This window comes from Alsobacter sp. KACC 23698, from assembly GCF_045348435.1.
Taxonomy (GTDB): Bacteria; Pseudomonadota; Alphaproteobacteria; order Rhizobiales; family Beijerinckiaceae; genus Alsobacter.
The window spans coordinates 274635-286932 of record NZ_CP157484.1 but is presented as its reverse complement, the minus strand read 5'-3'; the positions used below and the strand labels follow the sequence as shown (position 1 = coordinate 286932).

At 70.2% G+C, this 12298-nt stretch carries 6 protein-coding genes; 2 read left to right on the top strand and 4 right to left on the bottom strand.

Annotation, left to right across the window (positions count from 1 at the left end; all coding sequences use genetic code 11):
- Window positions 1-10: 10 nt before the first annotated feature.
- Genes ABEG18_RS01310 through otsA form a run of 4 tightly spaced genes read right to left on the bottom strand, consistent with a single transcriptional unit; the run spans window position 11 to window position 10632 of the window.
- Window positions 11-2029: a maltotransferase domain-containing protein gene (locus tag ABEG18_RS01310; RefSeq protein WP_406856298.1), complete on the bottom strand. Its 2019-nt coding sequence runs from the start codon at window positions 2027-2029 to the stop codon at window positions 11-13.
- The gene (gene treY, locus ABEG18_RS01305; RefSeq protein WP_406856297.1) at window positions 2013-6968 is read right to left on the bottom strand and encodes a malto-oligosyltrehalose synthase; all 4956 of its coding nucleotides are present in this window, start codon (window positions 6966-6968) and stop codon (window positions 2013-2015) included. The genes ABEG18_RS01310 and treY overlap by 17 nt, the downstream gene beginning before the upstream one ends.
- Window positions 6969-7014: 46 nt before the next feature.
- Window positions 7015-9120, bottom strand: a complete 2106-nt coding sequence (gene glgX / locus ABEG18_RS01300; protein ID WP_406856296.1) for a glycogen debranching protein GlgX — start codon at window positions 9118-9120, stop codon at window positions 7015-7017.
- Window positions 9121-9171: 51 nt separating this feature from the next.
- The gene (gene otsA / locus ABEG18_RS01295) at window positions 9172-10632 is read right to left on the bottom strand and encodes an alpha,alpha-trehalose-phosphate synthase (UDP-forming) (RefSeq protein WP_406856295.1); all 1461 of its coding nucleotides are present in this window, start codon (window positions 10630-10632) and stop codon (window positions 9172-9174) included.
- A gap of 341 nt (window positions 10633-10973) precedes the next feature.
- On the opposite strand from otsA, the gene ABEG18_RS01290 reads away from it, so the two are divergent.
- Window positions 10974-11897, top strand: a complete 924-nt coding sequence (locus ABEG18_RS01290; protein ID WP_406856294.1) for an NAD(P)/FAD-dependent oxidoreductase — start codon at window positions 10974-10976, stop codon at window positions 11895-11897.
- A gap of 54 nt (window positions 11898-11951) precedes the next feature.
- Window positions 11952-12287 carry a hypothetical protein gene (locus ABEG18_RS01285; RefSeq protein WP_406856293.1) on the top strand — a complete coding sequence of 112 codons (336 nt, stop codon included), beginning with the start codon at window positions 11952-11954 and terminating at the stop codon, window positions 12285-12287.
- Window positions 12288-12298: the final 11 nt, after the last annotated feature.

Below are 12298 nucleotides of genomic sequence, written 5' to 3'. Positions count from 1 at the left end.
CCGGCCCCTCTCAGCCCTGCTTCTTCAGACGCCAGATCACGACCGAGCGGTCGACAGGATCCAGCGCGATCTGATGTGACTTGCCATGCAGCCTGAACCGGTAGCCCAGGAGCAGGTCCTCGACGTCCAGCGCGCCGGAATCAGGCAGGCCGAACTCCCAGAGCGGGATCTCGTAGACGCAGTCCTGGCGGGCGTGCGGGTCGAGATTGACCATCACAAACACGCATTCGGACTTGCCGGGCGCCCATTTGGCGTAGGCGATGATGTTGTCGTTCCAGGCGTTCAGGAACGTGACGTTGCGGAAGTCGCGCATGGCCGCGTGCTCGCGGCGGATGCGGTTCAGCGCCCGGATATGGTCCTTGAGATGCCCGGGCTTGTCGAAATCCCAGGCCCTGATCTCGTATTTCTCGCTGTCGAGATACTCTTCCTTGCCCGGAAGGGCGGCGGCCTCGGCGATCTCGAAGCCGTTATAGATGCCCCAGACGCTGGAGAGCGTGGCGGCGAGCGTCGAGCGGACGATGAACCCCGCCCGCCCGCTGGTCTGGAGATAGACCGGGTTGATGTCGGGCGTGTTGGCGAAGAAGTTCGGGCGGTAATATTCGCCCATGTCGCCGGCCAGTTCGAGCGCGTAGTCCGTCAGCTCCCACTTCAGGTTGCGCCAAGTGAAATAGGTGTAGGACTGCTGGAAGCCGATCTTGGCCAGCTTCTTCATCATCTTGGGCCGGGTGAACGCCTCGGCCAGGAACAGCACGTCCGGATGCCGCTCGTTGATGTCCCGGATCATCCATTCCCAAAACGGGATCGGCTTGGTGTGCGGGTTGTCGACGCGGAAGATCTTCACGCCATGCCCGACCCAGTACAGGAAGGCGTCGCGCAGAGCGTACCAGAGGTCCGGAAAGGCGTCGCCATAGAAATGGACGTTGACGATGTCCTCGTACTTCTTGGGCGGGTTCTCGGCGAAGCGGATCGTCCCGTCCGGACGCCACTCGAACCACTCCGGATGCTCCTTGATCCAGGGATGGTCGGGCGAACACTGGACCGCGAAGTCGAGCGCGATCTCCAGGCCATGGTCGCGGGCGGCGGCGACGAGCCGGTCGAAGTCGTCGATCGTGCCGAGCTCGGGATGGATGGCGGTGTGGCCGCCCTCCTCCGACCCTATGGCGTAGACGCTGCCCGGATCGTTGCGGCCGGCCGTCAGCGCGTTGTTGCGTCCCTTGCGGTTGGTGCGTCCGATCGGGTGGATCGGGGTGAAGTAGAGCACGTCGAAACCGAGGTCGCGCACATAGGGAAGGCGCGCGATCACGTCGTCGAACGTGCCGTGGCGGACCGGGTCGCCGGACTGGGAGCGCGGAAAGAGCTCGTACCAGGCCGAGAAGCGCGCGGCCTCGCGGTCCGCGACCACCGGCAGGACGCGGGGGTAGCGGGACAGGTTGGCGCGTTCGCCGAGCCGGTCCATGAACGCAGCCGTCTCGTCCGAGAACAGCACGTCCAGCCGGGCCGGGTCGCGCTCGGGATGGCTGTCCAGCGCCTGCACGAGTCGGGCGTGGGTCTGCGCGTCGGGACCGCCCGCCTCGACGGCGCGCAGCAGCTTCTCCCCCTCGAACAGCTCGAGCGAGACGTCCTGGCCGGCGTCCCGCTTCTTGGCGACGTCCCGCGCCCAGGACGCGTAGGGGTCACGCCAGCCCTCGATGGTGAACAGCCAGCGCGTGTTCTGGTCGAGGAGGAAGCTCCCGCTCCAGCGGTCGTTGTCGACGAAGGCCATCGGCGTGCGGCGCCACCGCGTCTCGTCCTGGGGGCGGTAGAGCAGTTCGGCCCGCACGACGTCATGGCCGTCGCTGAAGATATCGGCCTCGACCGTGAACACGTCACCCACGACGCGCTTGGCGGCGCTCGCGCCGGCGTCGATCTCGGGCGCAACGCCCTCGATCACGACGCGCCCTTCCCCGCGGGGAGGCGCGCCGGCGATGGATTTCGGGGAGCGGACCGCGCGCGGAGGCGTGGATCGCGTCTGACTACGAGGTGGGTTCATGTGATGCTCTCAGAACGGCAATCGGAAAGCGCGAGAAGAGTTCCGCCATGGGGAGAGGCTCGCCCGAGGCGCGGAACCGCTCGCCGGTGACGACGTCGCGCCACATCCCTTCGGGGAGCGTGATCGTGGTCCCGGCCCAGGCGGCGCGGCGCGGGAGCAACCCCTCCCCGTCCAGCAGCTTCGCCGCCAGACGCGGCAGCGCCACGACAACCGCCTCCGACCCCATGCTGCGTGCGAAGGCGAGCACATGGGCGGCGCGCGCGCCCTCGGCCCGCAGCGGCCTGTAGTCGCCGGATCCGTACAGGTCGGGCGAAGCGGCGCGGTCCGCCAGCAGGGCTCGGGTCAGCGCCATCTTGACGCGCCCGTCCGGCCACGAGGCCAGCAGCTCCTGCGGCTTCGCCGCCGCGCCCAGCGCCTTGGAGCGCGCGCGATAGTCGATGGGGCGGCGGTTGTCGGGATCGACGAGCGAGAGGTCCCAGAACTCGGTCCCCTGGTAGAAGTCCGGCACGCCCGGCATGGCGCATTTCAGGGCCGTTCGGGCCAGCGACGTCCGCGCGCCGCACTGGGCCAGCCGCCTGGCGAGCGGGCGCAGCGCCGCCAGCGCCTGGCCCTTCGGCGACAGGATGGCCGAGATCCAGTCCTTGGCGGCCGCCTCATAGGCCGCGTCGGGCTCCAGCCAGCTCGAGCGGCGCTTCGATTCACGGAGCGCCTTTTCGACATAGCCGTGCAGGCGGTCCCGGAAGGACGCGAGCGCCTTGCGGTCGTCGCCGTCCAGAAGCTCGATCGGCCAGGCGCCCAGGATCGATTGCAGGATCATCCAACGGTCATTGGCGTCCGGCGACTGGCCTTTCGGCCCGATCGTGATGGCGGAGGCCGTCAGCCGCTCGGTCTCGGCGAGCGCCTCGGCCCAGGCTTGAGGCTCCTCGGCCAGCGCAATCAGGCGCGCGCGGGCGTCCTCGCCGCGCTTGGTGTCGTGGGTCGCCGTCGCCGTCATGGCGTTCGGCCAATCGCGGGCGCGGTCCTGCATGGCCTCGTGAAACGCGCCCACCGGCAGTCCGAAATGGGAGGGATCGCCTCCCACCTCGTTGAGGGCGAGCAGCCGCACGTGGCGGTAGAACAGCGTATCCTCCAGGCCCTTGGCCATCACCGGACCGGTGAGCTGCTGGAACCGGCGTCGGATGCGGGCCGCCACCGCCGGGTTTCGCCGCGGCGTCCGCCCGTCGTCGAGCAGCACGGAACGGACGAACGCGCAGGCGGCCTCACCGGCCGGGCCGAGGCGCGCCTTCGCCTCCTCGACCACCCGGTCCAGCAGCGCCACGTCTTCCGCGGCCGGATCGCCCTCGCCTAGATAGGTCCGGTAGACCGGGAAGGCGGCCACCATGGCGACGACCGCGCGGCGCAGCCGGGCGGCGACGAGATCGCGGGTGTTCCGGTCGGCCTTCGCCAAGGCGGCCAGATCCAGCACGATGGCTTCCCGCTCGCTGGCGAAGCTCGTCTCCAGAAGCTCGTTTTTGGCCACATTGAGCTGCTCGCCGGGGGGCCGCGGGTCGGCGCGGACATCGTCGTAGAGCGCGTCCAGCGCCGCCTCGGCCGCCGGGTCGATGAACACGCCGTCGAGCGGGCCCATGACGTCGTAGCCCGTCGTTCCGGCGAGCGGCCAGGGGCGCAGCCGCTCGCCGGGCTCCAGGATCTTCTCGGCGACGATGAAGACGCGGTCGCCGACCGCCCTGCGCAGGTCCCGCAGATAGGCTTCGGGGTCGGCGAGGCCGTCGATATGGTCGATCCGCAGCCCCTGGATGCGGCCTTCCCGCACGAGCCTGACGATCAGCGCATGGGCGCGATCGAACACCGCCGGGATCTCGACCCGCAGGCCGGCCAGCGTGTTGACGTCGAAGAAGCGGCGGTAATTCAGGTCGCTCGAGGCCAGCCGCCATTCGGCGAGCCGCCACGCCTGCGCCTCCAGCAGGCGGTGGAGCGCTTCGAACCCGCCGCTGTCCCCGGGCGAGCCGCTGAAGGCCTCCGTCGCGGCGTCGACGGCTTTGCGCAAGCCGCGGGAGCGTCCGATCTGCTCGACCAGGCCGCCGGCCAGAAGCGCGGCCCGCTCATAGACCGCCTCGCCCTGCGCGGCGTCGAGCGCCAGGCTGCGCAGCCCATCCGCGACCCCGAGCAGGGCCGCGCGGTCGGCCGACCCGGGGCGCATCCCGGCCGCCGCCTGGTCCAGGATCACCGGCCATGTCAGCGGCCCCACCGGAATCCGCTCGTCATGAGGGGCGACGCAAAACCCGCCCAAGGCGGGCTCGAAGACGAGGCGGAGCTCGCCGGCCTCCAGGGCCTGCCCATAGGGCCGGCCGAGCACGGGCAGGAGGATCTTGCCGTCGAGGCCGGGCCGGTCCCAGTCCACGTCGAAGGCCTGCGAGTCGGGGGAGATCGGCCCCCAGGCCAGCATCGAGCGCCAGAGCGGGTTGTCCTTGCCCACGCCCATGTGGTTCGGGACGATGTCGACGACGAGGCCGAGGCCATTCGCCCGAAGGGCGTCCGAGAAGCGGCGGAACCCCTCCTCGCCCCCGAGCTCCGGATTGATCAGCCCATGATCGACGATGTCGTAGCCGTGGGTGGATCCCGGCCGCGCCTTCTGGATCGGCGACGCATAGACGTGGCTGATCCCGAGCAGGACGAGGTCAGGCGCCGCCTTGACGGCGTCGTCGAAGGTGAATCCGGCGTGGAACTGGAACCGATAGGTGGCGCGCGGCGCGGCGGAGGCCGTCGCGGAGGCGGCGAGGCCCTGCCCCCTGCCCTCCTGTTTCAGCTCCTGGGCCAGCCGGGCGAGCGCCCCCCCCGGGGCGACGATCTCAGCCACGGTCTTGGATGTGCGACGGCGCCAGTTGGGATAGCCGCCGACCAGCCCCGGCATGTTGGCCTGGTTGACGTCGCCGGCCACGTCCTCGACCTGCAGCGCCAGGAGGGACGACGGCGTCCGGGCCAGGAAACGCGATGCGGCCGCCACGGGCGGGGCCGCCGGGGTCGCATCCGTGCGGGCCAGCCCCTCGGCCGCGAGCGAGGCGAGGAAGCGTTCGCGTTCGGTGACGCGAAGGTCGCGGTCCTTGGCCGCCCGGTCCGCGTCATAGATGCCGAAGGCCTCGCGCAAATCGACGTCGAGCCCCCGCCACCATCCGGCGAAGGTGGGCAGGTCATGCGTCGACAGGGCCGCCATGGCGGCCCTGGGATAGGCGGCGGGCGGCTTGAAGCCCGTCTCGTCCTGCTCGAAGAAGAAGATCCGATAGCTCAGGACCCCCGAAGCCATGATGGCGTCCGAAAATCCTTCCGGGGCGGTGCCGAGATCCTCGGCGATGACCAGGCATCGCGCCCGGTGGCTTTCGATGCGCAGCGAGGCCAGCAGGGCCTCGAACGGATAATCCAGATAGGCTCCGTCGGCCGCGCCGGCGCCGGGCGGGATCAGGAACAGGCGCGCAAGCTGGAAGGCGTGGTCGATCCTGACCGCGCCGGCGTGGCGGGCGTTGGCGGCGACCAGCGCGCGGAAGCCCGCCAGGCCCTGCTCGGCCAGGGTGATCGGGTTGAAGGCCGGCAGGCCCCAGTTCTGGCCCTGCGGGCCGAGAAGGTCAGGCGGCGCGCCCACGGCGAAGTCCGGCACGAAGCGGTCCGGCGCGGACCAGAGCTCCGAGCCGCCCCGGTCGGGGCCCACCGCGAGGTCGCGGTAGAGGCCAAGCCCCATGCCGGATTCGCGCGCGGCCTCGGCGGCGGCGCCGAGCTGGCGATCGGCGAGCCATTGCAGCCACTGATGATGGGCGATGCGGTCCTGGTTTTCACGCCGAAAGGCCTCGACGGCGGCGCTGCGCACATCCCGCAGGTCGTCCGGCCAGGCGCCGGGCCAGGCCGCGCCCTGGCTGCGCTGCTGCTCGCAGAGAGCCTCGAAGGCCGCATGGAGAGCCAGCGGCTCTCCGCCCTGCTCCCGGAACCGCTGGAACGCGGCGTCGCGCAGCCAGGCTGACCCGTCGCCCCACAGCGCCTCCAGCGCGGCGCGGCGCGGCGCCCAGACCTGCTCATAGTCCACGAGGCTGGCGCAGCGCAGGCGCTCCAACGCGGGATCGGGCGCGGGACGGCCCCGCCGCCCGGGGGCCTGGACGGCCTGCGGATCGATATAGAGCGTCTCCAGGAACAGCCGCGACGACGGCGAGTAGGGGGAGAACTTCGTCCGGTCGCTCGGAAACAGGGCATGGACCGGGCTCAGCCCCAGGAACGACGCGCCATTCCGGCCCGCGCCGGCGGCGAGCTCCGCCACCGCGGAGTAGTCGCCCACGCCTGCGTCGCGCTCGGTGCGCAAGCCGTAGAGCTGAGCCGTCAGCCCCCACCAGCGCTCGCCCTTCTCCAGCGCGTCCGGGTGCCAGCAGCTTGCGGGCGCGGCGATGAGGGTGGCGACGTGGCGTTCGCCTCGGCCGGACATCTCCAGCCGGTGATAGCCCATCGGCAGCGCCGGCAGCGCAAGGGCGTCGCCCGCGTCCGCCGGGTCCATGCGGCCCTGCAGGGCGTCGCCTGCCTCCAGCACGAGCGTCCAGGTCGCGCCCGGCAGAGGCGTGCGGAGCGTCAGCGTCCAGGCGCGATCCATGGGCGCCACGACCAGCGCCGGCACGGGACCGGCCCGCAGTTCGCGCGCGCGGTGCGCGCTTTCGCGCAATTGCGACGGCGATCCGACCGGTAGCCCCAGCGCCTCCAGCAAGGCGCGGCGGGTCTCCAGCGGCGTCTCGACCGGCGCCCCATAGGCGTCCGAATAGCCCTGGGCGACGCCCGCGAGCGTCGCCAGCTCGGCGACCTCCGCGTCGAAACCCTGGACCGAAGGAGCGGTCCCGGCCGAACGCCGGGCGGCTTTTTCGGCTGATTTCGCTTTTGCGGCGGACCGCGTCGAGGGACGTGCGGGACCCTTCACGGGCGGACTCCAATCAAAACGTCGGCGGCCGGCGGCGCAGGACGGGTCACGCCGCCGCGGACGCCGCCACGTGCTGGAAAATGACGAAGGAGCGGGCCAGGAGCTCGCAGGCGCCGCCGGGTTCGAGAACCGGCGGAGCACCACGCACGAGACCGTCCGGAAGTTCCGTGCCGAACACCTTCACCCATCGCCCGCCGCGCAGGTTCGGGGTGAGGGTGAAGCTCACGTCCTCGGGCGACGCGTTGAAGATCATCAGAAGCCGCTGCCCGGGATCGGCGTTGCCGATCTGGACGCCCAGCGTGCGGCGCATGGGTTCGGCCCAGTCCTGGCGCGTCATCTCGCGCCCCTCAGGGGCCAGCCAATAGACGTCGCGAAGGCCCGTCTCGCGGTTCAGGGAGCCGGTCGGGTAGCTGCGCGGCCGGAAGGCGTCGTGACGCTTGCGGAACGCCACGATGGCGGCGACGAAGTCCGGCATGGCCGGATCGGCCGCCTCGCCGGCGCGCCAGTCGAACCAGCTCGTCTCGTTGTCCTGGCAATAGGGGTTGTTGTTGCCACCCTGCGTGCGCGAGAGCTCGTCGCCCATCAGCAGCATCGGGGCGCCGAGCGACACCATCACGGTGGCGAGCAGATTGCGCTTCTGGCGCGCCCTTAGGACGGTGATGTCGGGATCGTCGGTGGGCCCCTCGACGCCGCAGTTCCAGGACAGGTTGTGCGGATGGCCGTCCTGCCCGCCTTCCTGGTTCGCCTCGTTGTGGCGCTCGTTGTAGCTGACCAGGTCCTCCAGGGTGAAGCCGTCATGCGACGCCACGAACTGGATCGATGCCCAGGGCTGGCGGCCATTGTGCTCGAAGATCTCGCGCGACCCCATGATGACGCGCGCCAGCGCCGGCAACTGGCCGGGATCGCCGCGCCAGTAGGAGCGCACCGTGTCGCGGAACTGGTCGTTCCACTCCGACCAGCCCGGCGGGAAGCCGCCGAGCCGGTAGCCGCCCTCGCCGAGGTCCCAGGGTTCGGCGATCAGCTTCACCCGGTTGAGCACCGGGTCCTGGTTGACGGCGCGCAGGAAGCCGGCGCGCTCCCACATGTCGTAGCTGTCGCGGGCCAGCGTGGAGGCGAGGTCGAAGCGGAAGCCGTCGACGTGATAGGCCTCGACCCAGTGCCGCAGGCTGTCCAGCACCATCTGGAGGACGCGCGGATGGCCGAGGTCGAGCGTGTTGCCGGTCCCGGTGGCGTCCCAGCAGAAGCGCGGATTATCGGGGACGAGCTTGTAGTAGCTGGCGTTGTCGATGCCGCGCCAGGACAGCGTCGGACCCAGATGGCTGCCTTCGGCGGTGTGGTTGTAGACCACGTCCAGCAGCACCTCGATCCCGGCTGCGTGGAGCGCCGCGATGGCGGCCTTCAGGCCGTACACGCCATCTTCGCCCAGATAGCGCGGCTCCGGAGCGAAATAGGACAGGGTGGAATAGCCCCAGTAGTTGCGCAGCCCCTTCTCGACCAGGAACCGGTCATCCGAAAAGGCTTGGATCGGCATGAGCTCGACCGCCGTGACCCCGAGCCGGACGAGGTGGTCGATCACCGCCGGATGGGCCAGCGCGTCGTAGGTCCCCCGCAGGGAAGGCTGGATGTCGGGGTGGAGTTGGGTGAGGCTCTTGACGTGGGCCTCGTAGATCACGCTGTCGCGCATCGGCGTTCGCGGGGGCCTGTCGTCGCCCCAGGTCGACGCCGGGTCCTCGACGACGCATTTCGGCATCATGGGGGCGCTGTCTCGCCGGTCCATGGTGAGGTCGCCGCGGTGAGCCCCGGCCCGGTAGCCGAACAGGGCGTCGTGCCAGCGGATCCGGCCGGAGAGCAGGCGGGCGTAGGGGTCCAGCAGCAGCTTGTGCGGGTTGAACCGATGGCCGGCCTGGGGATCGTAGCGGCCGTAGACCCGATAACCGTAGAGCTGGCCCGGCCGCAGGCCCTGGACATAGACGTGGAACACCTGGTCGGTGCGGGACGGCATGCGGATGCGGCGCGCCTCGCGGCGGCCGGTGGCGTCGAACAGGCAGAGATCCACGGCGGTCGCGTGGGCCGAGAACAGGGCGAAGTTCACGCCCGTTCCGTCCCACGTCGCCCCGAGGGGCATGGGGAGCCCCTCCTCGATCCGAACCATCCAGCCCCCTGAAGCGCGACCCGATCGTACAAGGAACGATCGAGAGCCGGATCAGTTGCGTCGATAGCCCGTCCATGACGGTCCGAATTGCGCGGCCGCGCTGGGAAGCGCCGTGTCCAACGCCGCGGCTCGCTCCACGGGCGGCTGAAGGACGTCGGTCGGTTCCTCGGCGAGCGCCGCCAGGAAAGCCGCGCACCAGTGGTCGACCGTGTTGGCGCGCAGCTTCTCCATCATGGCGGCCCACCGCTCCTTGCGCTCTTCGAGCGGCATCTGCAGCGCGCGCACGATGGCGTTGGCGGTGGCCTCGGTGTCGTAGGGGTTCACCAGCAGGGCCGAATCCAGTTCCGCCGCCGCTCCGGCGAAGCGCGACAGCACCAACACGCCGGGATCCGTGGCGCGCTGGGACGCCACATATTCCTTGGCGACCAGGTTCATGCCGTCGCGCAGCGGGGTCACCATGCCGACGCGGGCCGAGCGATAGAGGCCCGCCAGCGAGGTGCGGCTCACCGCCTTGTTGATGTAGCGCACAGGGGTCCAGTCGACGTCGCCGAACTTGCCGTTGGTCCAGCCGGCCTGCTCGGCGACTTCGTGCTGCATCTTGAGATATTCGGGCACTTCCGAGCGCGATTTCGGCGTGATCTGCAGGAAGGTCACCTTGTTGCGCATCTGCGGGAAGCGCTCCAGCATGCAGGAGAAGGCTTCGATGCGCTGGCGGATGCCCTTGGAGTAGTCCAGCCGGTCGACCCCGATGATGAGGTGCTTGTCCTCCATGCTGACCCGCATGCGGCGCACCAGCGAGTTCGATTTCGCCTCGCGGGCCTCCTGCCGGAACAGGTCCGTCTCGATCCCGATCGGGAAGGCCCCGACCCGGAAAACGCGCCCGTCCGCCTCCCAGCGGTCGTCGGAGACCTTGCGCGCCATGTTCTCCTGCTCGAGGCAGCGCGTGAAATTCTCCGCGTCGCGGCGCGTCTGGAAACCGACGAGGTCGTAGCGCGTCAGTCCGCTGAGCACGGTCTGGTACGCTGGAAGCGCGCTGGACACGTCATAGGGCGCCCAGGGGATGTGCAGGAAGAAGCCCATCCGGTTCTCAAAGCCCATCTGGCGCAAATAGGCGGCGAGCGGGATGAAGTGATAATCGTGGATCCAGACCACGTCGTCGGGCTTGAGCAAGGTGGCGAGGCGGCGGGCGAAGGATTCGTTCACCCGGAAATAGCCGGCGGTGTCGTTGCTGGCGATCTCGGTGAGGTCCAGCCTGTAGTGGCACACGGGCCAGAGCGCGCGGTTGGCGAAGCCGGCGTAGTATTCGTCCACGTCGCGTTGAGTCAGGTCCATCACGGCGTAGCTGACGCGCCCGAAATCATGGACCTGGAGCGGACGCTCCTCTTCCGAGACGTTGCCGGACCAGCCGAACCAGAAGCCGCCATTCTGCTGCAGGGCGGCGTTGAGCGCGACCGCAAGGCCGCCCGCCGCCGGGGAACCGGAATCCGACGGAACCGGGACGCGGTTCGACACGACAACCAACCGTCCGCCTCCCGATGTCTGTTGTCGTTTGGGAAACAGAGGCTCGGGAGAGGTCACCGGTTCAAAACGCACCATCGGTCGGCCGTGATCTGCGGAGGTCATGCTCGCACAACGTCTTTCCAAGAGGTTCGTTGCAGTCTGGTCCGGGGGCGAACGCCGTTGACGGCGTCTGCGACGTTAAGTTGTGCAACCGATTGCGGCCATTCTGGAGCGGAGCCGCGATCGGGTCGCCGTCGCACCGCGTCTCTGGGCGGCGGAACCGCAAGCTTCGCCCCGCATTCGCCAGCCATGACGACGATCATGGCGCACCCGGTCCAGAGGCGGAACACCTGATGACGGAAGACATGCTGGACGTCCTGGTCGTCGGCGGCGGTCCCGCCGGCCTCAGCGCCGCGCTGGTGCTCGGGCGCTGCCGGCGCAGGGTGCTGCTGTGCGACTCAGGCGAGCCCCGGAACCAGGCGTCCGCCCATGTCAGCGGCTATCTGAGCCGTGACGGGTGCCGCCCGGCCGACCTCCGGGCGGTGGGCCGGCGCCAGTTGGAGCCCTATGACAGCGTCACGGTCCGGGACATGGCGGTGGAGGACGTGGTCCGCGAAGGGGCGGCCTTCCGGGCGACGCTGGCGGACGGCTCCAGCGTCCGGGCCAAGCGAATCCTCCTGGCGACCGGGCTCAAGGACACGTTCCCGGCGCTGGACGGCGCGGAACGCCTGTTCGGGAAGGGCGTCTGGACGTGCCCCTATTGCGACGGCTGGGAGCTGCGCGAGCAGCCCCTCGCGGTCTACGGCGCCGGACCCGAGATCGTCGGCTTCGCCCTGGAGCTTCGCCTGTGGAGCGCGGACCTCGCGCTGCTGACCGATGGCCCCTCCGGGATCGAGCCCGGCGACCTCGACCTCCTGGAACGGGCCGGCGTCCGCGTCATCGAGGATCCGGTGGAGACCCTGGAAGGCGAAGCCGAACTGGAGCGGGTGCGCTTTCGCAGCGGCGACACGCTGGACCGCAAGGCGCTGTTCTTCCTGGCCGACGCGCATCAGCGATCGGCGCTGGTGGAGCGTCTCGGCTGCGAGCTCGGCCGCAAGGGCACCGCCGAGACGTCCGACTACGAGAAGACCAACGTGCCCGGCGTCTTCGTGGCCGGCGACGCGTCGCGGCGGGTCCAGTTCGCCATCGTGGCCGCCGCGGAAGGCGCGATGGCCGCCTTCGCGATCAACACCGAGCTCCTGCACGAGGAACGGGCCGCCCTGGGCCGGGCGGAGTAGCCGGAACCGCTCGCGAGGGCGGTCGTTCTCAGGGCGCGCATGGAGACCGACATCATGGCGACAGCCGATCCGACCCACCCCACGCCGACCCCGAGCGCGCCCACCACGTCCCAGGTGCGGCATGCGATCGACAGCGGCCAGACCGGCGACAAGGTCGCGGTGAGCGACCCCGCGGCGGCGCCGCTGGGCGCGGACGACGAAGCCGCAGGCCGGCCCCCGTCCGCAGCCGAGCGCGCCAAGGCTCACCGCGACGAGACGCAGGGCCGCTGGCGGATGTGGCGGCGGCACGACCAGGAGCACCGCCGCGAGAAGTGGGTGACGCCCGCCTTCCTGGCGATGCTGGCCCTGATGGCCCTGGCCGTGGTCGTCGGCGTCTACAGCCTGGCCTGACGGGGCCGGCC

What these genes read in the sequence shown, in the direction of transcription:
- ABEG18_RS01285 (WP_406856293.1), top strand. Translation starts at nt 11,952, where the DNA reads ATGGCGACAGCCGATCCGACCCACCCCACGCCGACCCCGAGCGCGCCC.
- ABEG18_RS01310 (WP_406856298.1), bottom strand. Translation starts at nt 2,029, where the DNA reads ATGAACCCACCTCGTAGTCAGACGCGATCCACGCCTCCGCGCGCGGTC.
- glgX (WP_406856296.1), bottom strand. Translation starts at nt 9,120, where the DNA reads ATGGTTCGGATCGAGGAGGGGCTCCCCATGCCCCTCGGGGCGACGTGG.
- ABEG18_RS01290 (WP_406856294.1), top strand. Translation starts at nt 10,974, where the DNA reads ATGACGGAAGACATGCTGGACGTCCTGGTCGTCGGCGGCGGTCCCGCC.